A 23,838-nucleotide genomic window follows, 5' to 3' on the forward strand; every position below is an offset into this window, starting at 1 on the left:
CCTCACATCGCACGGTGGGACCGCCCTAATCTGCCGCCATCGGTGCGGCGAACGCCAATACTTCTTGGGTCACGCATTATTGACGAATACGCATCAATGAGTCGGGAAAGATATCGAAAATAACGAAAAATGACGGCACGATGGCGGCGTGGATACCAACCTCGCCCTTCCGGCACACGCTGCCTCGATGACGCTGACCGACCTCTTCGAGCTGTTCGACCTCGGGTGCGCCGACGATCCGCAGCGCCGGGTGAGCAGGTGGATCGGCCGGGCCCAGCCGCAGCCCGCGGACCGGGTCTTCGGTGGCCTGCTGCTGGCGCAATCGCTGGTGGCGGCGGGACGTACCGCCGGTCCCGAGCAGCGGGCGGTGAGCCTTCAGGCTGACTTCGTGGCCGGTGTGCCCACCGGCGGCCCGCTGCGGTGGGAGGTGGAGCGGGTCTCCGATGCGTCGTCACTGTGCACGCGCCGGTCGCGCCTGATCGATGACGCGGGCAATGAACTCTTCGGTGCGGTGTCCCGGTGGGCGCGGGTCCGTGCGGACCAACCGACGTATTCCTCCGCGCGGCCGGTAGAAGCTCCGGACCCCGAGGGCCTGCCCGACCTCGTCGACCGCTTCGCCGGCGACGAGCGCATCCCGCCGTGGTGGCGGATGGCGCGGCCGGTGCACTTCCGCCACGTGACGGAGCCGCCGTACCTCACGCCGGCCGGGGAGGGCGACCGGCAGACCACCTTTCTGCGCGCCACCGGGCCGCTGCCGGCGGACCACGTGCTGCGCGCGGCCCTGGTCGCTTACGTGACCGACATGAGCGTGCTCGAACCGGCCTTCGTGGCGCTCGGTGCGGCACGCCACCTCCCCGGTGCCCGGATCCTCAGCCTCACCCACGCGCTGACCTTCCATGCCCAGCCCGATCTGGGCGCATGGCACCAGTTCGACTGCCGGGTGGAGTCGGTGGCACACGGGCGCGCGCACGGCGTCGGCGAACTCTTCGACCCGTTGGGCCGCCACGTCGCCACGGCTTCGCAGGTGGGCCTGGTCAAGGTCGTCCGCTGACGAGCGCCGCCCGGCTGCGGTCGCGCAGGCCAACAGACACTTAGGCTGCGTTCGGCGGGAGGCTGGGCGTCGGGATCGCCTCCTCCGACGCCGCCAGGACGGCCTTGAGCGCCGGGTTGGTGTCGCCGTGGCGCCAGATGAGGCGGGAGTAGGTGGGCGTCATTCCCTCGTCGAGTGGGATCGCGCGGATGCCTTCCTGGACCACGTTGGCAACCGCGACGTCGATGGAGAACGTGATGCCGACCCCGGCCGCGACCAGCGCCATCGCCGTCCATGTGTCCGGCGCGGTCTGCACGATGTTGGGGGCATAGCCGGCGGCGTGGGCGTTGCGGATGAACCCGTCGCGCACGCTGGAAGTTGGTTCCGCCGGAAGCATCACGAATGGCTCGTCGCGCAGCTCGGCCATGCTGACCCGGTCCCGATCCGCGAGCGAATGCTCCTCGGGGACGACGATCACGTGGTGCTCAACGGTCAGGATCCGGTGATCGATGCCGGGTGGCTCGATCGTCCACCGCACGATCGCGAGGTCGAGGTTTCCGTCCAGCACCGCGCGGCGTGCCTCGTCGTTGAAGGTCCTGCTGCGCAGTCTGAGTTCGATTCCGGGGTGCTTCTCCCGTACGGTGCGGCCGAGCTGGCCGACCAGCCGGTACGACGACGGGCCGGCGAAGCCCATCCGCACGCGGCCGGTCTCGCCCCGGCCCGCGGACTGCACCGCTCGCCGGGCCATACGGAAGCCGTCGACGATCTGGCGGGCCGGCTCGACGAGCGCCTCGCCGGCGCTGGTCAGCCGGACGCTTCGGGTTGTGCGGTCGAAGAGTTGGGCGCCCAGGCCCCGCTCGAGATGCTTGATCGTGCGGCTCAGTGGCGGCTGGGCGATGTGTAGCCGGTCGGCCGCGCGGCCGAAGTGGAGCTCCTCGGCAACGGCGAGGAACGCCTGAAGGTGGTGCAGATCCATGACGGGCACTTTTGCGCGGAAGACAACAATCCCGCAAGCATTAGGTATTGGACGGACATAAGCGGACGCGGCCATGCTGGTGACCATGAGCACCGACCTCCTCCCGCTCGAAGGCATCACCGTGGTCGCACTGGAGCAGGCCGTCGCGGCGCCGCTGGCCACCCGTCATCTGGCGGATCTCGGAGCGCGGGTCATCAAGCTGGAACGGGTTGGGGAGGGCGACTTCGCCCGCAACTACGACCATGCCGTGCACGGCATGGCGTCGCACTTTGTGTGGTTGAACCGCGGCAAGGAGTCCGTGGCGCTGGACCTCAAGTCCGTGGAAGGCGCCGACATTGCCCGACGGCTGGTGGTCGAGGCGGACGTCTTCGTCCAAAATGCCGCTCCCGGCGCGGCCGAGCGTCTCGGGCTGGGCGCCGACGAGCTGGCGGCGCGCCACCCGCGTCTGGTGTGCGCCGGCATCTCGGGTTACGGCACCGCCGGGCCGATGCGGGACCGGAAGGCGTACGACATGCTGATTCAGGCCGAGTCCGGCCTGATCTCGGTGACCGGCACGCCGGATACCGCGACCAAGACGGGGGTCCCTTCGGCCGATATCGCGGCCGGGCTCTACACCGCTCAGGCCGTTGTCGCGGCACTGTTCCGGCGCGAGCGCACCGGTAAGGGCGGCGTCATCGACATCTCCATGTTCGACGCCACCGTCGAGTGGCTCGGCCACCCGATGTACATGCAGATGTACGGCGGTCGGCAGGTGCCGAGAATGGGGCTCAGCCACGCGTCGATCGCGCCGTACGACGCCTTTCCCACCAGTGACGGGGAAATCTTGATCGGCGTCCAGAACGACCGGGGCTGGCGGGCGCTGGTCACCGACGTCTTCGAGCGGCCGGATCTCGCCGAGCACCCCCGCCTGGCCACCAACCCGTTGCGGGTCCAGCACCGGGCGGAGTGTGATGCCCTCGTCGCGGAGCAGACCCGGCGTTTTTCCACGGCCGAACTCGACCGCCGGCTCGCCGCGGCCGGTGTCCCGGCCGCCCAGGTCAACGACATGGCGGGGCTGGTCGACCACGTCCAGCTCGCGGCCAGGGACCGGTGGCGCGAGGTGGCGACGCCCTCGGGGACGGTCCGCGCTGTGCTGCCCCCGATGACCTTCCGCGACGTCGAACTGCCGATGGGCGACATCCCCGAGCTCGGCGCGCACACCGACCGGGTGCTCGACGAGCTCGGCATCGACATCGACACCCGGAACCGGCTCGCCNCCTCCGGCGTGGTCGGCCGCCCCGCCGCTGAACCGTCCTGATCTGCCGTCCAGCCAGCGTCGGAAAGGAGCAGCGCATGGAACCCGACGAATTCACCTCGGTCCTTCAGGCCGTCCGCGCCTTCGTCCGCAAGGAGGTCGTCGCCGCGGAGGAGGAGATCGAGGAGACCGACCAGATCCCGGACCGGCTGCGCCGGCAGGCCGCGGAGATGGGGCTGTTCGGCTACGCCATCCCCGAGGAGTACGGCGGCCTCGGGATGAGCATGTCGGAGGAGGTGCGGCTGGTGTTCGAGCTGGGGTGGACGACGCCCGCGTTCCGCTCGATGTTCGGCACCAACAACGGCATCGCGGGTCAGGTGCTCGTCAACTGTGGTACCGAGCGCCAGAAGCGGGCTTATCTGCCCGTTCTCGCGAGCGGCGAACAGATCGCGTCGTTCGCCCTCACCGAGCCGGAGGCCGGATCGGACCCGAGCGGGCTGAAAACCCGTGCCGTGCGCGACGGCGACGACTACGTGATCAACGGTCAGAAGCGGTTCATCACCAACGCGATCTGGGCCGACCTGCTCATGGTCTTCGCGCGCACCGGTGAGGTGAGTGAGGGGGCAAGGAACATCTCGGTCTTCGTTGTGCCGACCGGCACCCCCGGCGTCACGATCGGCCCGAAGGACCACAAGATGGGGCAGCGCGGTGCGGTGACGTCCGAGATCTTCCTCGACGACGTTCGGGTCCCGGCCGAGAACCTGGTCGGTGAGGTCGAGGGCGAGGGATTCTCCGCCGCGATGCGTTCCCTCGCTAAGGGCCGGCTGCACATCGCCGCTCTCACCGTCGGTCTGGCCGACCGGCTCATCGACGAGAGCCTGCGTCACGCCACGACCAATCGCCAGGGAGGCCGGAAACTCGCCGAGTTCCAGCTGGTCCAGGCCATGCTCGCGGAGAGCCGCACCGAGGCGTACGCCGGCCGGGCGATGGTGCTCGAAGCGGCCCGCAGCTGGGACGACGGCAGCGACCGCCGGCTGGCTCCCTCACTGTGCAAGCTCTTCTGCACCGAGGCGGTCGACCGGATCGCCGACCGCGCTGTGCAGATCCACGGCGGCCTCGGCTACATGCGTGAGGTACCGGTCGAGCGGTTCTACCGCGACGCGCGGTTGTTCCGTCTTTACGAGGGGACCAGCGAAATCCAGAAGCTGATCATCGCCAAGCAGCTGCTCAAGGGGTTCGAGGCATGAGCGCCGTTGTCGTCGAGGACCGTGGATCCGTCCGCATTCTCACCATCGACCGACCCACGCGCCGCAACGCGCTCGATCTCGACGACCGGCTCGAACTGCTCGATGCGCTCAAGGCCGCCGACCGCGAAGCCCGGGCGATCGTCCTCACCGGCGCCGGCGCCGTCTTCTGCGCCGGCGGGGACATCCGGTCGATGTCTCAGGCTCGGGAGGTCGCACGAAAACGGCTCGAGGTCGTCAACGCGGTGGTGCGCCAGATGGTTACCGGCCAACGCCCGATCGTCGCCGCTGTCGAGGGTGGGGCCTTCGGCCTCGGCCTCGCCCTGGCCACGGCCAGCGACATTGTCGTCGCGGGCCGCTCGGCGAAGTTCTCGACCTCCTTCGCGAAGATCGGGCTGGCCCCGGACACCGGACTTTCCTACACGCTGCCGCTGCGAGTGGGGCGGGGGAGGACCCGAGAGCTGTTGCTGACCGCCCGCATTTTCGATGCGGTGGAAGCGGAGCGTATCGGCGTTTTGGAGACCCTCGTCGACGACGGTGGGGCGCTCGATGCCGCGGTTGTCACCGCGACCGCACTGGCGGAGCTGTCGGCGCCGATGGTCGCCGGCGTACGCCGCCTGCTGGCGCAGCCCGACCAGAGCCTGGAGGGCGTGCTGGCGGCCGAGGCCGACACGCAGGTGGAACTGCTGGCCGGGCCACAGTTCGCCGAGGGGCGAGCGGCCTTTCTCGAACGTCGTACCCCGGACTTCGTGACGCAATTTCGGAACTCCTCGGGCGTCCCTTTTGCGTAACAAGAAACTGTCGAGGACAACGAGCACCGAACTTACGGGGGGATGTTTGTGATACGAGAAAACTGGCGGGTCATCGGCGGTACGCTGGCCGCCCTCGCCGCGAGCGCCCCCGGGTCCCTCACCCTGACGGCCGTGGGGACCATTCAAGGCAAGCAGCAGTACAGCCGGTTAACCATGACTTCCCCCGGCCTGGACCCCGAGAGCGACACCGTCGTCAAGGACCAGCCGACCGGCGGAGCCGAATAGTCGATCGGGCAAGGGAACGGGCCTCCCACCCATTTGTCACCCGAGGCATGTCGTGGACGTGCTTCCTCGGGTCCTGGGCACCGGTTGAACTGTGCGCACGACACGTCCACAGTGGACACTGTTAGGATCGGCCGGTGGCTGACGACATCATCGCCGGTACCCGCTGCCCGTGCGGCTCCGGCGAGACCTACGGCGACTGCTGCGGCCCGCTGCACGCTGGCGAGCGCGCGGCGGCCACCGCCGAGCGGCTGATGCGATCCCGGTTCAGCGCGTTCGCGGTCGGCGACACGGCGTATCTGCTCGCCACGTGGCATCCCAGCACCCGACCGAAGAGCCTGGACCTGGACCTGACGCAGCGCTGGACCCGGCTGGACGTGCTCGCCACCACCGGCGGCACCCCGTTCCACGACAGCGGCACCGTCGAGTTCCGTGCACACTACCGGCACAAGGGCCGGTCAGGTTCGATGCACGAACTCAGCACGTTCACCCGCGAAGACGGCCAGTGGCGTTACCTGCGAGCAGCCGAGTAGCTCTCGCTGGAAGTCCCGGCTCGACACCCGGACCCGGGACGGCAGCCGAGGACGATTGCTCGCGCGGGCTCGCATCGAGGACGCCCAACACTGGGCGGCGTGTCGCCGCCCGATTTCCGCGGAGACTCTGCGCAAGCACCGTCATGGTGCCGAACCTCCTGCTGGTGCGCGAGGGCTTCCCGGTGGGCAACGCGTGCGGGATCACCAAGCTGATCTTCAACCGGAAGGCGGAGCTGGCGAGCGTGCACCCGTCGGCGAAGTAGATCACCCGGGAGATCGCGTCGCGGACCGATCCTGTCCCCCGCACCCCGGCGCCCGCCAGGCCCTCGGCTGACGGGCGCCGGGGTGCAGGGGTCAGTTGACGCAGGGGACGTCGGTGAAGGAGCTGCCCGTGGAGGGTGCGGCCTGGGTGACGTCGGCGACGAACTGGTGTACCTGGTCCGGGTTGACGGCGATGGCGGCGCCGCCGTCGGGAGTCTGGAAGTCGCCGTTGTCGATCGGGATCGTGCCGATGCGCAGCTGATCGGTGTGCAGCCCGCGCAGCTGCCCGGCGAAGGCCAGCACATCCCAGCCGGGATCGACGCGCACGTCGTCGCGCACCGTGTCGATCAGAGACGCCAGTGCCTTCTGGTCGCTGAGCACGGAGCCGCTGAGGAGCTGGTGTGCCAACGAGCGCAGGAATGCCTGGAGCCGGACGATCCGGTCGAGGTCGCTGTTGGGCAGGCCGTGCCGTTGGCGCAGGAAGGCCAGCGCGGAGGCGCCCTCCACGGTCTGCTGCCCGGCCGGGAACGATGCGCCCGAGTAGGAGTCGTGGACGGCCGCGCGCAGGCACACCGGCACCCCGCCGACGGCGGTGCTCAACCGGTCGAAGCTCGACATCGCGATTGTGGCCCAGTGGTCGATCTGGACACCGGTGAGATCTCGCACGGTGGTGACGAGCTTGCCGATGCCGCCCGTGACGTAGGCCGAGTTCAGCTTGGCGCCCTGCACCCACGTGTCGCGAGGCAGGGAGACGATGGCCCCCGAACCGTCCGCGCTGAGATGCGCCAGCACTATCGAGTCGGCGTAGCCGTTGTCGTCCGCACCGACAAGCAGGACATTCTGGCTGACGGGAGTGGCGGGAACGGCCGGCTGAGCCGAATCGGTCTTCAGCAGTTGCGGGACCAGGATCGCGGCCACGGCGGCGACGACCATCGCGGCGGCCACCGCGATAACCGGCACGTGGCTGCGTGCGGAACGGGCGCCGCGGCGGTGCAGTTCGGCGAGGACGGTGTCCGGGTCCACGGCCCGTCCGGCCTCGGCCGCCACCGCCTCGCGGATGAGCGTCTCGGTGGTGTCGTTCATGACAGGGCCTCCTTCACGGGCCGCGGTCCGGCCGCGCGCAAGGTGCTCAGCGCGCGGGAGAGATGGCTGCGCACGGTGCCGGCCGAGCAGCCGAGGACGTCGGCGATCTCGTCGTCGGTGCGGTCTTCGTAGTAGCGGAGCACGATCGCGGCCCGCTGTTTGCGTGGCAGCACGGCTATGCGGGCACGCATTGCTTCGCGTTCGGCGTAGGCGACGGCGGGGTCGGCGGTGGGCCGGCCGATCGCGTCGAGCGTCGAGTGCTCGGAGGCGATGTCCGTGGCGGCCCGGCGGCGGCGCCAGGACAGGTACTCGTTCGTCACCATCCGCCGCACGTAGAGATCGGGGGCGTGCAATGAGCCGATCCGCGGCCAGCGGGACTGCGCCCGCAGCAGCACCTCCTGCACGATGTCCTGTGCCAGGTGTGGATCACAGGTCAGCGCGGTGGCAAAGCGCAGCAGACGGTCGAGGCGCTGGGCGACGAACTGGTCAAAGCCCTCCGGCACTCGTCGCTCCCTTCTGTGGTTCTCCGATGACTTGGGAGTAAACGCGACGAGATCCGCCGAATGTTGAGCGCGCCCGGAAAGCTCTTGCCAGGCGAGCAGTGCCTCCACGAGGCGGCGAGCGCGTACCGTTCCTCAACGACACGTGTGCGGAGTGCGGCAGTGCGCAGGTCATTCCGTTTTCACGAGAGCGGCGCGGTGCGGGTCGCAGTGTGCAGGACAGGCGAAAATTCGTTGTCGATGTCCACGAGGTTCAACGACCGAGGAGCATCAGGATCCACGGTGATCGTTGTTACGCCAGTTGGAGCCCGAAGGTGGCGTTGCCGGAATCCTGGGGCTGGTGACGACCTTCAGGTCGTCTCCCCCAGTCGCCACTTCCAGCTGTCCGCGTTCCTGAGGCCGCCGCCGAGCGGGGCGAGGGTGAGTGCGCCAGACGTGGTGCGCGCATCGAGGACGACGGTTCCCTGGTATTTCTGCCCCGCGCCGAGCACCACGGGTAGTGCCCGGCCGCGGGAGAGGCACCCGAATGTCTGGTTGCTCATCAGAGCATTGCCGGTCTGGGTGACGCCATCCGGCCCCATGAGGGAGAAGTTCAGCGGATTGAACAGACCCGTACCGTACCCGGGGCCGATGTCCGGCGACGTCTCCACGGTCAGGTCGACAAAGATGTAGTGCCCGTTCTCGGGCCCGCTGGCGAACTGTTCGGTGCATTTCCCGTCCAGGGTGATCTTCGTGACCGTGAACGCGACTTCGCCCCTGCTCCCAGGGTTGGAGTACACGACCTGCTCGCCCACTTTCGTCTCAATGGGTTCCTTCGGGATCGCCCGCAGGGACGGGAGGGACGGAATGGCGGGCAGCGGCACCGCGATATATCGGGTGCCATAGTTCGGCGAGATGACGTGGTGAACGCCGAACCCCACACCCGCGCCGATGAGCGCGCCCACGACCAGCCGGAGCAGCCGGATGGCGATCTTGCGCCAGGGCGGACGCGGGGTCCGGCGCTCGTAGGGGTCGTGGGCCGCGGCGCGTGCCGTTGAGTTCTCGATCATCGCGTCCGGCATGTCGCCACCGTGCCCGTGATCGTTACCGCGCGCTCGCCACAAGTATCAGCAGTCCGGGTTGTCTATGCAGCGATCAGTGTCTGTCGCGGTGGCCCTTCGCTGCCTTCAGTGCAGCATCGCGGTGCGGCTGCTGGCTGGGACGGTCTCCGCGATCAGGTCGTCGAGGCTGCGCAGCAGCCGCTCCGGAATCCGCAGGCCGGCGGTGTATCCGGAGTGGATCTGCAGGCCGTCCCAGAGCGCCACCAGCCATTGCGCTTCGCGGCGGTCGCCTCGCATACGAGGGCGGAGTAGAGGGCTACGCGGTCCGCGTGTGCCTCGTTGTGAACCGCTCGACGGTACAACTGGAGCTGCGCCCTGGCCGTGCGCTCAATCGCCGCGGCCGGGTCGATGCCTGGCGCGGCGCTGGGCGGACCCCAGAGCAGGCTCGACTCCTCGCGCTCGAGCAGCGCGAGAAGTAGGTCGTCCTTCGAGGAGTAGTGGCGCAGAATCCCGGCGTGGGTGACGCCGACCTTCTTGGCCAGCGTGCGCAACGAGGTCGCGTTGAACCCTTCGGCGGCGAATACCTCCTCGGCGGTGTCCATGATCTGCTCGCGCCTCAGCCCGCCCCGGCGTGAGTACCCGCCGCCGCCCGGAGTCACCAGATAACTCCATTCCGCTTCGCGATGCTTCGCGTTCCGTCCCTGTTTAGGGGTTACGGAAATCTGGAGGGGATGCCGAAACGTTGTCGTCGCCCGCGGGGACTCAGTGCGAGTCTTGCGCTTGTTCGAATGCGCTGAGTGCCATGAGCTGCTCGTCGCGCCAACGGACGCGGGCATCCCAGTTTTCAAGGGGGAGCAGGGCACGTCGCTCGGCTTCGGCCTTGGCGACCAGATCGGGCGTCCATGGGTCGTGCTGTCCCCGCTCGGCACCCATCCGGGCGTACGCGGGGCCCATCTTCTCCGCGTGCGCCGCGATCCCGCCCCGCGTGTTGAGGTCGACCGTCTCAAAAGGACCTATGACGGCCCATCGTCGGCCCAGTCCGGACCTGACCACGGTGTCGATATCCTCGACGCTGGCGACTCCGTCGCGCAGCAGGCAGTAAGCCTCCCGCAGCAGCGCACCCTGGAGCCGGTTGAACACGAATCCCTCGACCTCGCGGCCCAGTACCACCGGATGCAGGCCCGCGGCGGAATAGGTTTCGCTTGCCTGCTCGACCATCCGAGCGCTGGTGACCGGTGAGGGAACCACCTCGATGACCGGAATCAGATATGGCGGATTACCGGGGTGACCGACCAGAATCCGGTCCGCGGCCGGCAATTCCTCAGCGATGACGCTCGGACGGATCGCGGAGCTGGAACTCGCCAGCACCACGTCGGGACCGGTCATGCCGGCGAGCTCGGCGAACAACGCGCGCTTGAGCTCCAACCGCTCGGGAGCGCACTCCTGGACCAGCGTGGCCGCCCGGACGGCGTCGTCCAGTTTTGGACAGAACGATACCCTGGCGGCGATGTCGTCTGCGGGCTCGGCCAGCAGGCCGTGCGAATCGAGGCGCGCCAGCCGGTCGGCCAGGTCGCGTTCCGCCCGGTCCAGCGACTGGGGGACGGGATCCCAACAGCGGACGTCCCGCCCGGCCCGGGCGAACACCAGGGCGAACGCCACTCCGATGGAGCCCGCCCCGGCGACGGCGATCGTCATCTCACACCGTCCAAAAAGACCGGTCGTCGGCATGCCCGCGACGCAGGATCTCCACGACAGCGTCGTGGGTCAGCTCGCGGGGATTGTTCGCGGTCAGCCTGGTTGCCAGCATCGCCTGGTCGGCGACGTAGTCGAAGTCCTTCGGCTCCAGACCGAGGTCTTTCAGGTTCAGCGGACAACCCAGGGTGTCGAGCAACTCCTCGAGACGACGAATTCCGGCGTGCGCCTGGGCCTCCAGACTGGCGGAGGCGTCGGCCACCTCCAGGATCTGCCCGATCTCGGCGAATTCCTCGAGCCGGGTAGGCAGGTTGAATCGTGTGACGTACGGCAGCAGAGCGCCGACACCGAGCCCGTGCGCCGTATGGGTCAGCGCCCCGATCGGGGACTGGATCGCGTGGGCGCCGGCGGTCCCCGCGGTGTTGATCGCCATTCCGGCGTTGAAGGCCGCGAACATCGTGTCCGAACGTGCCCGCAGATCGGAGGGATCCGCGACGACGCGGGCGAACGAACTGTTCACCAGCGTCAGTCCTGACCGGCAGTAGTGATCAGTGAGCAGGTTCTTCCCGACATAGAGGTGCGCGTCGATGTCCTCAGCGGACGGATTCTTCGCCCGGCTGGTAAAGGACTCGACCAAATGCGTCAGTGCGTCGGCGCCCGTGGCCATGGTCAGGCCGGGTGGACAGGTGAGCGTCAGTTCGGGGTCGATCACGGCGGTCGTCGCCTCGAGGTGAGGGCTGGCTACGCCGATCTTCATACCCTTGTCCGCGTCGAAGACCACGGCTATGCAGGTCACCTCGGCACCGGTGCCGCCCGTGGTCGGCACCGTGATGAGCGGGAATCCCGGCCCGTCGACGATGTTCTCGCCGTAGAGCTCCCGGACGTCGCCGCCCCGTGCGAGCAGGATTGCGGTTACCTTGGCGAAGTCCATCACGCTGCCGCCACCAATGCCGACCACCACGTCGAAACGCTGCCCCGCGAACTGGTTCGCGACGTCGAGCAGGTTTTCCCTCGGCAGGTCGGGTTCCACCTTGCTGTACACGCTCACCGTGACGCCCCGGCGTTGGATGGAGGCCACGATGTCGGTGAATACCGGGTCGGCGGACATGCGCTCGTCCGTGCACAGCAGCGCGCGGTCACCGTGCGCTGCGACCAGGGACGGCAGTTGCCTGCGCTGCCCGGGTCCGAAAAGGACGGTAGCCGGCTGGCGGAGCAGGCCGAGCTGGAGTTCGTTGACCGTACGGTTCATGCCCCGATCACCTCCGTTTCATCGATCGTGAGGGCGAGATATTTCGGTTCGAGGAATTCGTAGATGCCGTCGTGCCCACCTTCGCGGCCAAGGCCGGACGCCTTGACACCACCGAACGGCGCGGCGGGGTCCGCCATGATTCCCCGGTTCACGCCGACCATCCCGAAGTCGAGTTTCTCCGCGACTGCGACCGCGCGGTTGAGGTCGCGGGTGAACACGTAGGCGGCAAGGCCGTAATCGGTGTCGTTGGCGAATTCGACGGCTTCCCGCGTCGATCCAACGGTGTAGAGCACCGCCAGCGGCGCGAACAACTCCTCACCGCACAAGGCGCGGTTACGCGTGTCCATGCGCACGACGGTCGGCTCGAAGAAGTAACCGGGACCCTCGACCTGGTTGCCACCGGCGAGAATCGCGCCGCCCTGTTCCCGGAACGCGGCGACCAGTTCGCCGACCCGGTCCCGCTGCCGCTCGCTGATGATCGGCCCGACCTCGACACCGTCGGAGAATCCGTTGCCGACCCGCAGTTCGCGGACTTTGGCGACGAATTTCCCGGTGAACTCGTCGGCGATGGCTTCGTGCAGGATTATCCGGTTGGCGGCGACGCACGCCTGTCCTGCGTTGCGGAACTTGCACGCCACTGCCTGCTCGACGGCGAGGTCGACGTTGGCGTCGTCGAGCACGACGAAGGGACCGTCGCCGCCGAGCTCCATGGAGGAGTTCACGATGTTGTGCGCGGCCTTGCCCAACAGGTGACTACCGACTCCGGTGGAGCCGGTGAAGCTGATCTTGCGCAGCCGCCGGTCGCCCAGCACCGCATCGGAGATCGCCGCGGACGCGGTGGTGTGCAGCAGGTTCACCACGCCGGGCGGGAAACCGGCGTCGTGGAGCGTCTGCACGAACAGGGCACCGGTGAGTGGGGTTTCCTGTGCGCTCTTCATCACCGCGGTACACCCCGCCGCCAGTGCCGCTCCGGCCTTACGGGCGGACATCAGCAGCGGGAAGTTCCATGGCGTGATGAGCAGGCACGGCCCGACCGGCTGGTGGGTGGCGACGACCCGGTAACCGCCGGGGGAGCCGTGCGCGTAGGTTCCGTGCAGATGGCCGATCTGTTCGGCGTACCACCGGAAAAACCCGGCGGAGAGGTCGAATTCGCCCCGCGACTCGGCGAGCGGCTTCCCGCTTTCCGCGGTCATGACGGTGGCGAAGTCTTCGGCCCGCTCCATCAGCAGCCGGTGGGCGGAGTGGAAGAGCTCGGCACGCGCGCGGGGAGCCCATGCTGCCCAATCCTCTTGCGCACGGGCGGCGGCGTCCAGCGCCTCGAGTGCGTGTTCGCCGGTCGCGTCGGCAACCTTAGCGATCGGCTTGTCCTCCGCCGGATCGACAACCGTGAAGGTCGTTTTCGCCGACCGCCAGCCGCCGTCGATGTACAGGCCTGTCGGCACCTTTCGCCCATGCACGACGGCAGCAGGAGAGTCCGGTGAACTCATCGGGAGATGTTCCTTTCTTGCCTCACACGCCGGCGGGCTTGAACCGCGCTCAGTGCCTCTGGTTGCTTGAGATGCGGTGCCGGTCGCGCGTGTCTTCTGCGGGCGTGAGGATTCAGCGGGCGGTGTAGCCGCCGTCGATCGGAAGAGTCACGCCGGTGACCCAGCCGGACTCGTCCGAGGCCAGATAGAGAACGCCGTAGGCGACGTCGTCCGGCCTGCCGAGACGGCGTAGCGACTGGTTGGTGGTCATCATCTCCTCGTAGGCGGGCAGTCCGCCGGGATAAGCGGCCGCGACGCCTTCGACGAGCGGCGTCAGGACCGTACTTGGGTGGACCGAGTTGACGCGGATGTTGTGCTTGCCGTACATCGCGGCGTCCTGCCGGGTCTGCATCGTCACGGCACCTTTCGCCACGTGGTAGGGGGTGAATTCGTCGTTGCCGATCAACCCGTAGATCGACGAGAAGTTGACGATGCTGCCCTTCCCATTGGGGATCATGTGTGGCACCGCGTGTTTGGTGCAGAAGAAGACACCCTTGACGTCGACCGCGAACAGCGCGTCGAATTCCTCCTCGGACACTTCGTGAGTCGGCTTGTCCGGCCCTATCACTCCGGCGCAGTTGACGAGAACGTCGAGCTTGCCGAAGCGTCCGACGATGTCGGTGAATACCGATTCGATCGCGGCCTCGTCGCTGACGTCCAGGTGCCAGTATTCGGCTTCGCCGCCGGCCGCAGTGATCTCCGCGATCGCTTCCTTGCCGGCGTCGTCGTTGACATCGGTCAGCGCCACCGTCGCGCCCTCGCGTGCGAACAGCTCCGCCGTGGCCCGGCCCATGCCGGAGGCGGCACCGGTGATAATGGCGGTCTTGCCCGACAGACGGTCTGCCATCTCCTCCGGCCTCCTTTCGGGTTGGGGTCAGTTGCCAGTGGCCTGCGGGTTCGACTCGGCGCGGAACGAGGAGTACTGATCCTGTTCAGCGTTCCGGCAGAACTCCTGGTAGACCTGGCCACCGCCCATGTAGACCTGGAACTCCTTCTGCTTGCCGGGTACGTTGCGGCCGAGGAACCAGGCTCCTGCCTTTTCGCCTTCGGAAGCCATGACCGTCGCGCCGCCGGCGCGATGGACCTCCTCGGCCCACTGCTTCTCGGACTCCTCGGTCGCCTCGATCCGCTCGACGTCGTTCCGCCTGGCCCACACCAGCAGTCGCTGCAACCACTGCGCGCCGAGCTGGATCGGCACCACGAGGTTGGAGTAGGGCGTTTGCGGGCCCAGTGACATGAAGAAGTTCGGGAACCCGTGCACGGAGATCCCGAGGTTGCTCCGCAGCCCTTCCTCGGCCCATTTGTCGCGTAGGATTCGCCCGCCGCGGCCGACGATATCGATCGCGGTGAGGGTGCCCGTCATCGCATCAAAGCCGGTCGCGAAGATGAGGACGTCGAGTTCGTACTCGGTGTCGCCGACCCGCAGGCCGCGCGGCGTGACCTCGGAGATCGGGGTGGATTTCACATCGATCAGATGCACGTTCTCGCGGTTGAACGCGTTGTAGTAACCGTGGCCGGTCGGCACGCGCTTGCCGTTGAACGCGTAGTCCTTGGGGCACAACAGTTCCGCGGTGTCGGGGTCCCGCACGATCTCGCGGATCTTCGAGCGAATGAACTCGGAGGCGAGTTCGGCGGCCTCGACGTCGCTGGCCAGGTCATTGAAACACTCGTTGGCGAAGTGGAAACCGCCGTCGTTCCACTTGCTTTCGAAGATCTCCCTGCGCTTTTCGGCGTCGACCTCCAGCGCGCTGTACTCGGCCGGCTCCATCGCCACGCCGAAGGGGTGGTTGGCTGCCTTTTCATAAATCTCGTCGTAGTGGTCTCGCACGTACTGCATCCACTCGGCCGAGACCTGGTCGTTGTTGGTCTCGACCACGTAGTTCGGTGTGCGCTGGAAAACGTAGAACTCGCCCGCCTGTTCGGCGACGACGGGAACGACCTGGATGCCCGAGGCGCCGAGCCCGATGAGCCCGACCCGTTTACCGGAAAGGTCCACACCCGCACGCGGCCATTTCGCGGTGTGGTAACGCTCGCCGGTGAAGGTGTCGATTCCGGGGATGTCCGGATAGATGGGCTGCGACAGCACGCCCATACCGCTCACCAGATAGGTGGCGGTCAACGTGCGCCCGTCCACCAGGTGCACCGACCAGCGGTTCGTCTCCTCGTCCCAGACCGCCGAGGAGACCCGGGAATTCAGCATGATGTCCTTGCGCAGATCGAGCCGGTCGGCGACAAAGTTGAGGTAGGCCAGCACCTCCTTGCCGCTCGGGTACCGCTGGGTCCAGGTCCATTCCTCGCGCACCTCTTTGGAGAAGGAGAACGAGTAGTAGTGGAACTCGCTGTCCGTGCGGACGCCCGGGTACCGGTTGACCCACCACGTTCCGCCCACTCCGTCGGTCGCTTCGACGATCCGGGTTTCCAACCCGATCTCGCGGAGGTGATGGAGCATCGCCAGGCCGGAAAAGCCCGCACCGATGACCACGGCGTCGAAAGCGCTCGATTGCTGTTCGGTCATATCTTTTCCTCGAATCGAAGTTTGCCTAGGAGATGCTCAGTTCTGGTAACCGGCCGCGCACCAGGCGGCCATCGCGCGAATCTCCTGATCGGCGCGCTCGTGCCGGCCGGCGAGGAACGGGAAGACGTGCTGCTGGCCTTCGCCGACGGAGAATGTGACATCGACGCCGCACTTTTGGGCCAGTGCGTGCAGCCGGACGCTGTCGTCGAACAGGGCCTCGACATCACCCGCGGTGATGTAGAGCCGGGGAAACCCCGTGAGGTCGGCGTAGAGCGGGTTGGCGAACGGGTCGGTCGGCCCGGTTCCGGAACCGGTCAGGTACCGGTCGATGTTCGCCTGGAGTCCTTCCCTCGCGATGAGGAAATCGGTGTCGTTGTTGGTTTCCAGGGTGGCGCCGTTGTTCTCCATGTTCAGCCACGGCGACATGGTGAGCACCTGACGTGGCAGTTCCCGGCCCTGGTCCAACAGTCGCAACGTCATCGCGATCGCCAGGTTCCCGCCGGCGCTGTCGCCGACCAGCGTGATGTCGGCCATCCGGTGTCCGCGGGCCACCAGCGCGCCGATGACGCTCAGCCCATCCTCGATCGCCGCGGGATAGGGATGTTCCGGCGCGAGCCGGAAGTCGACGACGAATGCCTCTACGCCGCAGGCCTTGGCGAGGTGCCCGGCCAGCTTCCGGTGGCTCGCCGAGGAGCCCAGCGCGAATCCGCCGCCATGCATCAGCACGAGGATCCGCGAACTGTCGGCGCCCAGCGGGCGCACCTGGATTCCAGGCACACCACCGAATTCGGTGTGGCGGTAGGTCACGTCCTCCGGTTCGGCGGTGGCCCGTTGCCAGTCGTCGAAGAGGATGCGGAGCAGTTCGGTGGACATGTCTGGATACTTCGACATCTCCACCACCCACTGCGCGTAGATCCGGCCGAGAAGGTCCTGCGGTTCGGGTTTCGTCATGGCAAGTAATCTCCCTGACCATCCGTCACGGTCATCGCGGCTGATCGGCACGCGGGTGCCGTCCTGCCGGGCATATGCTCACCTTGATCCGGAACCTGGGGAGGATGCGAGGGGTGTCGCAGAATGCGACACCCCTTGTCTCAAAGTGACGCACTCGCCGTGCCCGGCAGGCTCCAGACTCGAGTCGAAGCGCGCATTGCATCACGCCCGGCACGTCCGGTCGTCCCATCAGGAGGAGCCATGCCCCGCTTGTCGGGCAAAGTCGCCATTGTCACCGGGGCCAGCCGAGGCATCGGCCGGTCAATCGCCGAAGTGTTCGCCCGTGAGGGCGCCACGGTGATCGCGACCAGTCGGGGCAAGGCCGGCGATTACGCCGATGTCCCTGCCCACGTCGAATACCAGCAACTCGATGTTTCCAACCCGGAGGACTGGACACGAGTCGTCGACGACGCCGTTGCCAGTCACGGAAGTATCGACGCGTTGGTGAACAACGCCGGGATCATCACCTACGAGCCCGCCCATGAACTTGGTATCGACGACTGGAACCGCGTCGTCGCGGTCAACCAGACGGGAACGTGGCTGGGCATGCGTACCGTGATCCCGCGGATGCTGGCGCAAGGAGGCGGTTCCATCGTCAATGTCTCGTCGATCTGGGGATCGGCCGCGGTGGCGGGTGCGCACGCGTATCACGCGACCAAGGGCGCGGTGCGGACCATGTCGAAGAACGTGGCGATCACGCACGCCCGGGATGGTATCCGCGTCAATTCGCTGCATCCTGGTTTTATCGCCACGCCGCTTACCGACGCGCAAGACGCCGACGTGAACGCGTATGTGGTGAGTCAGACGCCGATGGGCAGGCCGGGCACGTCCGAGGAAATCGCTTACGGCGCCGTGTATCTGGCCAGCGACGAGTCGAGTTTCATGACGGGTGCGGAACTCGTCATCGATGGCGGCTACCTCGCCCAGTGAGGGCCGGCGCTTATAGCGTGAGGCGGTAGGTCTTCATCTTGCGGTAGATGGTCGCTCGCGAAATACCGAGTATCTTCGCCGCTTGCGCCCTGTTTCCGCCGGCTTCCTGCAACGCCTGGCGGATCGCACGCAGTTCGACCTGCTCGATCAACGGCAACGCGGGGTCCTCGCTCCGCAAGGAGGCGGGCAGGTCGCCGACCTCGACCGGGCCGATCTTGCCGGCGCTGGCCAGCCGCTGGACCACGGACCGCAACTCGACGAGGTTGCCTGGCCAACGGTGCGCACGCAGCACTCGCAGCGCGGCTTCGCTCAGCGTGAGCCGGGCGGCCGGCGCCGCGGTCCGGGCGAAGGCGTTCCACAGTTCGGGAAGGTCGGCCACGCGGTCGCGCAGCGGCGGGATCCAGATGACGCGGTCGCCGCCGAGTCGCACCGCGAGATCCTCCGCCTCCCGTTTGTCCGCGGTGGACAGTGTGACGAGCGGCGTGGTGGTGGCCGCGGTTTCGAGCACCGACCGCAGCCCGGCCAGGGTGGCCCGGTCCAGCGTTTCCGCCGCCCGCACGCAGACTACTTCGTCCGACGAGATGATGGCCGCGACTTTTCGCAGCCAGTCGCGCGAGCCGATGACGTGGCTCTCCGCGGAGTCGAGCACCGAATGCCCGGCCGGGTAGCGACCGGGCATGGACGGCGTGCCCAGGGCCACGGACAGCTTGCCCGTGCCCGGTTCGCCCGCGAGGACCACCGGCGACCACCGCTCGGCTCGCGCACGGGCCACCTCGCGCAGGGCGGCCAGCCAGTCCGGACTGCGTCCGGCCAGCACCGATGCCGGCCGGGCCGGTCCGGTGGCGCGGGTGCCCGATCCCGTATGGGCAGGGATCGGTCCGGACCGGATGACCACGAGGTGATTGCCCGGTTCCGCGGAGTTCACCTCGAGGGTGAGGTTCGGCGTCCGGATCAGGCGGGTTCCGTCTTTGCCCGGGCTGATGTCGCGGCAGACCTCCTGTATTTCCGCGATGCGTTCCGGGCCGAGCCTGCTGGCCTGCGCATTTTGCATGACCAGCCCCCGCGGTCCCAGTACGACCACCGGATCGGTGTGTGAACTCGCCATGGTCACGAACGTCTCCAGCGCGCGCCGCGACGCTGGACGCTCAACTTCGAGCACCTGGTGCTGGAGCTGCGCGCTGACGGTCCGGAGCAACGGAGGGAGCAGTTCGGGGCGAGGCGCGATCTCGCAAGAAAGGGTTATGGCGCCGAGTATCCGCCCGGTGACCGGATGTCGCACCGGCGCTCCGGTACACATGGCGCCGCGATAGAAGTCGGCGAAGTGTTCGGGTCCGCGAACCTGGACGAGGTGGCCGGTCGCGAGTGCTGTGCCCACCCCGTTCGTGCCGACCGTCTCCTCGGACAGGACCGCGCCCCGCAGCGTGCCGACACTCTCCAGATGGCGTTCCGCCGTGCTGTCGGCCGACCAGCATTCCAGGATCCGGCCGCTGGGGTCGGACAGCAGCAGGCCGAGACCAGTGTCGCCCAGCGTCTCCGTGAACCGTTGCAGCGGCGCCCGGAACATCTCCAGTAACCGGGCGTCGAGCAGGTCTTCGGCAACGCATGGCACGTCCCGGACGTTGGCCGGGGTACCTAGCGCTGCGTGGCTGCGCCGCCACGAGCTTACGAGTTCCGCGGACGGTGTCGACGTCGGTTCTGTGGCGAGCAGGCATGCGGCCTTCGCTTCCTCGATCCGGGCACTGTCTAGCACCAGAACTCCTTTGGTCCGGCCGACGGTATGAGGAGACTGTCCAGCCGTGACAAGTGTCACCGCAGGCGCTGTGGCCATCGTGAAGGGTATACCGTCATACAATCAAGTAGGACTACGCCACAATGGGGAAACCGGGGGATGAGCAGCCTGCAGGCGGGCGCCGTGAACGTCGTGCGCACCGCGGCGCCCGTGCGCGAGGAGGTCGTGCGGCTGATCCGGATGGACATCCTCGAGCAGCGACTACGGCCGGGGGACCGGCTCGTCGAAAGCGCGCTCTGTACGCGATACGGTGTTTCGCGCACGGTGATCCGGGAAGCGCTTCGGCAGCTCGAGTCGGAACGGCTCATCACGATGCGCCCCCATCGCGGGCCGATCGTAACAGTGCTGACAGCACACGAAATCCGCTCCATCTACGAGGTTCGTGCCGCGCTGGAGGGGCTCGCCGGGGAACTGTTCGCCGCACGGGCCTCCGAGGCGCAAGCCGCCGCCTTGCTGGACCACGTCGCGCTGATGGAAGACCGGATGCTGGCCGCCGACCTCGCCGAACGGAACAGGCTCAAGGACCGCTTCTACGCGATCCTGTTGGCGGGTGTCGGCAACGACGTTCTGGAAGCGGACCTGGCAGGAGTCCATGCCCGGATCGTGCAGTTCCGTCATTACGCCTTCACCGACGACGAGCGTGTTCGCTCGTCTCTTCTGCAGGTTCGACGCATCGCCGATGCGGCCGCGGACCGGCGTGACCCCGGTGCCGCGCGTGCAGCCTGCGAGAGCCACATCCACCAGGCAGGGCAGCTCGCCGTCGCGGAGTACCAGCGCCGCCTGTCCTGAGTGGACAACCCGTGCCTCAGGGCATGTAGTGAAATGATGCTGGCCGTTCCGGACGCATACCGCGTCGCTTACTTCCTTCGAGGTCTGCACGAGCGAGACTTCCGCCCGGATCGGCTCGTCGCTGTTGCCACTGAGCGTCGCGTCGGTGAGCTGTGGCCGCCGGTAAACCGGCTAGCGGCCGGTGATGACGGTGACCCCTGATCGCCGGCGTGCGTCGACGGTGAGTTCGAAGATGTCGTCGCGGGCGTAGTGGCCGACGACGTCGAGGTCCTGGTGCTCGCGGTCGATCGCCGACAGGTCAAGAATGGCGGTGACGATCTCGGGTCGCCCGTGGACGGGCTCGACGATCCACATGCCGTCCGGCCCGATGATCGACGAGCCGCCGTCGAACAGCGCGCCCTCGCTGGGTATGTCTGGCCCGACCCCTGCCAGATAGGCGTCCAGCAGCTCGGCGGGTACGTCGTTCGAGGTTAGATAGAGTCCGGCTGACGCGACGAAGCATCGCCCTTCGAACGCGTAACTGCGCGCCGCGATCTGATGCATCTCCGGAGTGTCCGGCCATGCGGCGACATGGATCTGCTCGGACGCGGCGTGCAGGGTCTGTCGTGCCGGCGGCATCCAGTGCTCCCAGCAGACGAGGCCGCCGATACGACCGGCGGGAGTGTCGACAACGTGAAGGCCCGCCGCGTCCCCGATACCCCAGATGGTCCGCTCGGTGTGCGTCGGCATGAGCTTGCGGTGCACGTTCAGGAGGAGCCCGTCGGGGCCAATCGTCGCGAGGCTGTTGTAGAGCGTTCCGCCCCGGGCCGAGCGCTCGTTCAACCCGATGACGACGGTCACGCCGTGTTCCGCCGCTGCGGCGCGCAACGGCGCGATGCCGTCGTTCCGGTCGCCGATGCCGCCGAGGACCGGGCTTTCCGCGAGGAGTCGCCCGTGCCAGTGTCGAGCCTCGGGGTTCGCCCAGCCGGCGAGGCCGAAGGCCCAGGCGGGGTAGCAGGTGAGCCAGGTCTCGGGGAAAACGACGAGGTCCGCTCCGAGGTCGGCGGCGGCCGCGATGTGGTCTGCGGCGCGCTCGAGCGATCCCGTGAGGTCCAGGACCGCCGGTGGCTGCTGCACGATAGCGACTGTGGTGGTCCGGCTCATACGCGTTCCTTCGTGATCGCGCCGTAGAGCTGCGGGCGCCGGTCGGCGAAGACGTCGTTACGCTCGCCGATGGACTTGTCTCGGGATGCGGCAAGGTCGATGGTCGCGGTGATCGCCGCCTCTTCGCCGAGCGCGAGGCTCGTGAGCGGGTATCCGTCCGGGTCGACGATCACTGACCCGCCCAGCCATGCGGCACCGTGGTCGGCGTCGACACGATCGCACACGGCGATCGGCATCCGGTTCACCCCGGCGCCGGCCTGCACCTTCACGACCTCGTTGGGCCGCTCGCCGGCCGGGCGCGGGAAGGCGGGCCAGCTGACGGGAGCGCACAGCAGCTCCGCGCCGTCGAGGGCGGCCAGCCGCACCCACTCCGGGAACTCGAGGTCGTAGCAGATCAGGAGGCCGAGCCGGCCGAGGATGGTGTCAACGACGGGTGGGGGTGCCGCGCCCGGGGTGAAGTGATCGGCTTCCCGGTCCCATAGGTGCGCCTTCCGGTAGTTCGCCCGGACGCCGTCGGGGTCGATGAGCACGGCCGAGTTGTAGACATGGCCGTTGTCGCCGAGTTCGGGATATCCGGCGACGAGCACGATCCCGAGCTCGCCCGCCAGCGCCCGCCACTCGTCGAGGAGCGGCCCGTCCAGGGGCACGGCCTCGGCTCGCGCCTGCTCTGCGGAGGCGAAGTCGTAGCCACTGGCGGCTAGCTCGGGGAAGAGCACGATGTCTGCGCCGGCCGCCGCCGCAGCGCGCGCCTCGGCGGTGATCCGTCGCCGGTTTCCAGGAGCGTCGCCGACGACGGAAGGGACCTGCCGGCAGCTGACGGTGACCATCTCGGGCATCTCAGTCGGCCGTTCCTTCCAGGGCGAGCTGGCTCTCTCGGCGTTTGCGCTCTTCGGCCTCGACGTCGAGGTTGCGGGCGAGGAGGTAGTAGAGCCCGCCGGAGACGACCAGTCCGACTGCGAAGGCGATGTCGGCGCCACCGAGTGCGGCGGCGACCGGCCCGGTGAAGAAGCTGGTGGAGAAGAACGGTCCCATCGCGACGAACCCGACGAGGTAGGCCACGACCCCGCGCCACGCCCAGCGGCCGTAGAGGCCGTCGATCGAGAAGATCTCGGTGATCGCGTAGCGGCCGTGGCGGATGAAGTAGAAGTCGACGAGGTTTACCGCGGTCCACGGCACGAGGAAGTACAGCATCATGATTACGAACGAGTTGAAGCTGTCGAGATAGTCGGTGGGGATCGCGACGGCGATCGCGATGGTGATGAGTCCGACGACGGTTAGTCCGATGACTCGGATGCGGATGCTGGGGCGTACGGACTTGAAGCCGTCAACGGTGCTGATGCCGGTGAGCATGGCGCCGTAGGCGTTGACGCCCATGATGGTGACGAGCGCGATCGAGCCCACGACTACGACGACTGTGCCGAAACCGGGGAAGAGCAGGTTGCCGGTGGTCAGGAGTGCGGGGATCCCGTCGGCGCCGGCGATCTTGCTGCCGAGCACCGCACCCAGTGACATGAGCCAGATCGCCGATCCGGCGGCGCCGAGGTAGGTCCAGCCGATGAGCTTGCCGGCCGGCGCGTCTTCCGGCAGGTAGCGGGAGTAGTCCGAGACGTAGACGGCGTAGCTGATGTTGTAACCGGCGGCGAGAGAGAACTGGACGAAGAAGGCCGTCAGATCCCAGCCGGCGGACGTCGCGGGAGCACCGGCCTCGACCGGGAGCACGAAGATCGCCAGGACCGTTACGATGCCGAACACGGCGATAAGGATGTAGGTGAGCCAGCGCTGCACGAAATGCAGCAGGTCGTGCCCGACGACGGCGATGACGATCGAGATGGCTACCAATGCGGGATACCAGAACCACTTCGACGCCGGCAGGACCAGCTGCAGCCCCTCGGTGGCGATGATCGTGTCGAACACGATGAAGCCGATGTAGACGAAGACGGTTGCGGCGAAGGGGACGATGACGCCGCGGCTGCCGAACTGCGCCCGGGACTGGATCATCTGCGGCAGACCCATCCGCGGGCCCTGGTTCGCGTGGAAGGCCATGAAGAAGGTCCCGAACCCGGCGCCGAGTGCGACGGCGAGGACTGCCCAGCCAACGCTGAGGCCCATGCTCGGCCCGGTGAAGCCGACGAGCATCGTGAGAATTACGAAATTGCCCGTGAACCAGAAAGGTCCTTGATGCCACACCTTGCCGTGGCGTTCGGACCGGGGCACGTAGTCGATCGATCGTCGCTCTATGACCGGAGCTGTGGATGGCGTCGTTGACGAGGTGGCAGACAT

Annotated in this window: 23 protein-coding genes; 8 read left to right on the forward strand and 15 right to left on the reverse strand. The window is 67.6% G+C overall.

Features of this window, described 5'->3' with window-relative positions:
* The first annotated feature begins 187 nt into the window (after positions 1 to 187).
* Entirely contained in the window at positions 188 to 1,051 is an 864-nt protein-coding gene (locus A3CU_RS46795; RefSeq protein ID WP_084143832.1) for an acyl-CoA thioesterase, read from the forward strand.
* Between the two features lie 40 nt (positions 1,052 to 1,091).
* Here the strand turns inward: A3CU_RS46795 and A3CU_RS0127030 are convergent, their stop codons facing one another.
* Complete coding sequence (locus A3CU_RS0127030) at positions 1,092 to 2,006, reverse strand: LysR family transcriptional regulator (RefSeq protein WP_027944936.1); 915 nt, start codon at positions 2,004 to 2,006, stop codon at positions 1,092 to 1,094.
* 85 nt (positions 2,007 to 2,091) lie between these two features.
* Between A3CU_RS0127030 and A3CU_RS0127035 the strand changes: the two genes are divergently transcribed.
* From A3CU_RS0127035 to A3CU_RS0127055, 5 genes are all read left to right on the forward strand, one after another.
* Positions 2,092 to 3,303 carry a CaiB/BaiF CoA transferase family protein gene (locus A3CU_RS0127035; protein ID WP_156960569.1) on the forward strand — a complete coding sequence of 404 codons (1,212 nt, stop codon included), beginning with the start codon at positions 2,092 to 2,094 and terminating at the stop codon, positions 3,301 to 3,303.
* A gap of 35 nt (positions 3,304 to 3,338) precedes the next feature.
* A complete protein-coding gene (locus tag A3CU_RS0127040) occupies positions 3,339 to 4,487 on the forward strand; it encodes an acyl-CoA dehydrogenase family protein (protein ID WP_027944938.1) in 1,149 nt (382 codons plus the stop codon).
* The gene (locus tag A3CU_RS46800; protein ID WP_043842662.1) at positions 4,484 to 5,275 is read left to right on the forward strand and encodes an enoyl-CoA hydratase/isomerase family protein; all 792 of its coding nucleotides are present in this window, start codon (positions 4,484 to 4,486) and stop codon (positions 5,273 to 5,275) included. Before A3CU_RS0127040 ends, A3CU_RS46800 begins: the two co-directional genes overlap by 4 nt.
* A gap of 42 nt (positions 5,276 to 5,317) precedes the next feature.
* Complete coding sequence (locus tag A3CU_RS0127050) at positions 5,318 to 5,521, forward strand: hypothetical protein (protein ID WP_027944939.1); 204 nt, start codon at positions 5,318 to 5,320, stop codon at positions 5,519 to 5,521.
* A 134-nt stretch (positions 5,522 to 5,655) separates the two neighbouring features.
* Positions 5,656 to 6,051 (forward strand): YchJ family protein, encoded by a 396-nt coding sequence (locus A3CU_RS0127055; RefSeq protein ID WP_027944940.1) that lies wholly within the window; start codon positions 5,656 to 5,658, stop codon positions 6,049 to 6,051.
* Between the two features lie 354 nt (positions 6,052 to 6,405).
* Here the strand turns inward: A3CU_RS0127055 and A3CU_RS46805 are convergent, their stop codons facing one another.
* The 10 genes from A3CU_RS46805 to A3CU_RS46810 form a co-directional block, all read right to left on the reverse strand.
* Complete coding sequence (locus A3CU_RS46805) at positions 6,406 to 7,395, reverse strand: LCP family protein (protein WP_052372234.1); 990 nt, start codon at positions 7,393 to 7,395, stop codon at positions 6,406 to 6,408.
* Entirely contained in the window at positions 7,392 to 7,898 is a 507-nt protein-coding gene (locus A3CU_RS0127070) for a SigE family RNA polymerase sigma factor (protein WP_027944941.1), read from the reverse strand. The genes A3CU_RS46805 and A3CU_RS0127070 overlap by 4 nt, the downstream gene beginning before the upstream one ends.
* A 347-nt stretch (positions 7,899 to 8,245) precedes the next feature.
* A complete protein-coding gene (locus A3CU_RS0127075; RefSeq protein WP_027944942.1) occupies positions 8,246 to 8,956 on the reverse strand; it encodes a hypothetical protein in 711 nt (236 codons plus the stop codon).
* A gap of 152 nt (positions 8,957 to 9,108) precedes the next feature.
* Positions 9,109 to 9,594 (reverse strand): TetR/AcrR family transcriptional regulator, encoded by a 486-nt coding sequence (locus tag A3CU_RS53625; protein ID WP_211246521.1) that lies wholly within the window; start codon positions 9,592 to 9,594, stop codon positions 9,109 to 9,111.
* Positions 9,595 to 9,697: 103 nt separating this feature from the next.
* Positions 9,698 to 10,630: a 3-hydroxyacyl-CoA dehydrogenase gene (locus A3CU_RS0127085; RefSeq protein WP_027944943.1), complete on the reverse strand. Its 933-nt coding sequence runs from the start codon at positions 10,628 to 10,630 to the stop codon at positions 9,698 to 9,700.
* 1 nt (position 10,631) lies between these two features.
* On the reverse strand, positions 10,632 to 11,876 hold the full coding sequence (locus A3CU_RS0127090; protein WP_027944944.1) for an iron-containing alcohol dehydrogenase: 1,245 nt from the start codon (positions 11,874 to 11,876) through the stop codon (positions 10,632 to 10,634).
* Positions 11,873 to 13,363, reverse strand: a complete 1,491-nt coding sequence (locus A3CU_RS0127095; RefSeq protein WP_027944945.1) for an NAD-dependent succinate-semialdehyde dehydrogenase — start codon at positions 13,361 to 13,363, stop codon at positions 11,873 to 11,875. The genes A3CU_RS0127090 and A3CU_RS0127095 overlap by 4 nt, the downstream gene beginning before the upstream one ends.
* 112 nt (positions 13,364 to 13,475) lie before the next feature.
* A complete protein-coding gene (locus A3CU_RS0127100) occupies positions 13,476 to 14,249 on the reverse strand; it encodes an SDR family NAD(P)-dependent oxidoreductase (protein ID WP_027944946.1) in 774 nt (257 codons plus the stop codon).
* Between the two features lie 27 nt (positions 14,250 to 14,276).
* Positions 14,277 to 15,917 (reverse strand): flavin-containing monooxygenase, encoded by a 1,641-nt coding sequence (locus tag A3CU_RS0127105; protein ID WP_027944947.1) that lies wholly within the window; start codon positions 15,915 to 15,917, stop codon positions 14,277 to 14,279.
* Between the two features lie 36 nt (positions 15,918 to 15,953).
* Positions 15,954 to 16,868 (reverse strand): alpha/beta hydrolase, encoded by a 915-nt coding sequence (locus A3CU_RS46810; RefSeq protein WP_043842664.1) that lies wholly within the window; start codon positions 16,866 to 16,868, stop codon positions 15,954 to 15,956.
* A gap of 159 nt (positions 16,869 to 17,027) precedes the next feature.
* Here A3CU_RS46810 and A3CU_RS0127115 point away from each other — a divergent pair, with 159 nt between their 5' ends.
* Positions 17,028 to 17,837, forward strand: coding sequence for an SDR family NAD(P)-dependent oxidoreductase (locus A3CU_RS0127115; RefSeq protein ID WP_245617366.1), 810 nt, complete (start codon positions 17,028 to 17,030; stop codon positions 17,835 to 17,837).
* 10 nt (positions 17,838 to 17,847) lie between these two features.
* Here the strand turns inward: A3CU_RS0127115 and A3CU_RS0127120 are convergent, their stop codons facing one another.
* On the reverse strand, positions 17,848 to 19,587 hold the full coding sequence (locus A3CU_RS0127120; protein WP_052372236.1) for a sigma-54-dependent Fis family transcriptional regulator: 1,740 nt from the start codon (positions 19,585 to 19,587) through the stop codon (positions 17,848 to 17,850).
* A gap of 138 nt (positions 19,588 to 19,725) precedes the next feature.
* Between A3CU_RS0127120 and A3CU_RS0127125 the strand changes: the two genes are divergently transcribed.
* Positions 19,726 to 20,415 carry a GntR family transcriptional regulator gene (locus A3CU_RS0127125; protein WP_027944950.1) on the forward strand — a complete coding sequence of 230 codons (690 nt, stop codon included), beginning with the start codon at positions 19,726 to 19,728 and terminating at the stop codon, positions 20,413 to 20,415.
* Between the two features lie 171 nt (positions 20,416 to 20,586).
* Here the strand turns inward: A3CU_RS0127125 and A3CU_RS0127130 are convergent, their stop codons facing one another.
* Genes A3CU_RS0127130 through A3CU_RS0127140 form a run of 3 tightly spaced genes read right to left on the reverse strand, consistent with a single transcriptional unit; the run spans position 20,587 to position 23,838 of the window.
* Positions 20,587 to 21,558 (reverse strand): carbon-nitrogen hydrolase family protein, encoded by a 972-nt coding sequence (locus tag A3CU_RS0127130; RefSeq protein WP_043842666.1) that lies wholly within the window; start codon positions 21,556 to 21,558, stop codon positions 20,587 to 20,589.
* Entirely contained in the window at positions 21,555 to 22,394 is an 840-nt protein-coding gene (locus A3CU_RS0127135) for a nitrilase-related carbon-nitrogen hydrolase (protein WP_027944952.1), read from the reverse strand. The genes A3CU_RS0127130 and A3CU_RS0127135 overlap by 4 nt, the downstream gene beginning before the upstream one ends.
* A gap of 1 nt (position 22,395) precedes the next feature.
* Positions 22,396 to 23,838, reverse strand: coding sequence for a purine-cytosine permease family protein (locus A3CU_RS0127140; protein ID WP_027944953.1), 1,443 nt, complete (start codon positions 23,836 to 23,838; stop codon positions 22,396 to 22,398).

The sequence above is a fragment of the Amycolatopsis taiwanensis DSM 45107 genome, assembly GCF_000519205.1.
Lineage (GTDB): Bacteria > Actinomycetota > Actinomycetes > Mycobacteriales > Pseudonocardiaceae > Amycolatopsis_E > Amycolatopsis_E taiwanensis.

What these genes read in the sequence shown, in the direction of transcription:
- A3CU_RS46795 (WP_084143832.1), top strand. Translation starts at nt 188, where the DNA reads ATGACGCTGACCGACCTCTTCGAGCTGTTCGACCTCGGGTGCGCCGAC.
- A3CU_RS0127030 (WP_027944936.1), bottom strand. Translation starts at nt 2,006, where the DNA reads ATGGATCTGCACCACCTTCAGGCGTTCCTCGCCGTTGCCGAGGAGCTC.
- A3CU_RS0127040 (WP_027944938.1), top strand. Translation starts at nt 3,339, where the DNA reads ATGGAACCCGACGAATTCACCTCGGTCCTTCAGGCCGTCCGCGCCTTC.
- A3CU_RS46800 (WP_043842662.1), top strand. Translation starts at nt 4,484, where the DNA reads ATGAGCGCCGTTGTCGTCGAGGACCGTGGATCCGTCCGCATTCTCACC.
- A3CU_RS0127050 (WP_027944939.1), top strand. Translation starts at nt 5,318, where the DNA reads ATGTTTGTGATACGAGAAAACTGGCGGGTCATCGGCGGTACGCTGGCC.
- A3CU_RS46805 (WP_052372234.1), bottom strand. Translation starts at nt 7,395, where the DNA reads ATGAACGACACCACCGAGACGCTCATCCGCGAGGCGGTGGCGGCCGAG.
- A3CU_RS0127075 (WP_027944942.1), bottom strand. Translation starts at nt 8,956, where the DNA reads ATGCCGGACGCGATGATCGAGAACTCAACGGCACGCGCCGCGGCCCAC.
- A3CU_RS0127085 (WP_027944943.1), bottom strand. Translation starts at nt 10,630, where the DNA reads ATGACGATCGCCGTCGCCGGGGCGGGCTCCATCGGAGTGGCGTTCGCC.
- A3CU_RS0127090 (WP_027944944.1), bottom strand. Translation starts at nt 11,876, where the DNA reads ATGAACCGTACGGTCAACGAACTCCAGCTCGGCCTGCTCCGCCAGCCG.
- A3CU_RS0127095 (WP_027944945.1), bottom strand. Translation starts at nt 13,363, where the DNA reads ATGAGTTCACCGGACTCTCCTGCTGCCGTCGTGCATGGGCGAAAGGTG.
- A3CU_RS0127100 (WP_027944946.1), bottom strand. Translation starts at nt 14,249, where the DNA reads ATGGCAGACCGTCTGTCGGGCAAGACCGCCATTATCACCGGTGCCGCC.
- A3CU_RS0127105 (WP_027944947.1), bottom strand. Translation starts at nt 15,917, where the DNA reads ATGACCGAACAGCAATCGAGCGCTTTCGACGCCGTGGTCATCGGTGCG.
- A3CU_RS46810 (WP_043842664.1), bottom strand. Translation starts at nt 16,868, where the DNA reads ATGACGAAACCCGAACCGCAGGACCTTCTCGGCCGGATCTACGCGCAG.
- A3CU_RS0127125 (WP_027944950.1), top strand. Translation starts at nt 19,726, where the DNA reads ATGAGCAGCCTGCAGGCGGGCGCCGTGAACGTCGTGCGCACCGCGGCG.
- A3CU_RS0127130 (WP_043842666.1), bottom strand. Translation starts at nt 21,558, where the DNA reads ATGAGCCGGACCACCACAGTCGCTATCGTGCAGCAGCCACCGGCGGTC.
- A3CU_RS0127135 (WP_027944952.1), bottom strand. Translation starts at nt 22,394, where the DNA reads ATGCCCGAGATGGTCACCGTCAGCTGCCGGCAGGTCCCTTCCGTCGTC.
- A3CU_RS0127140 (WP_027944953.1), bottom strand. Translation starts at nt 23,838, where the DNA reads ATGTCTGCCACCTCGTCAACGACGCCATCCACAGCTCCGGTCATAGAG.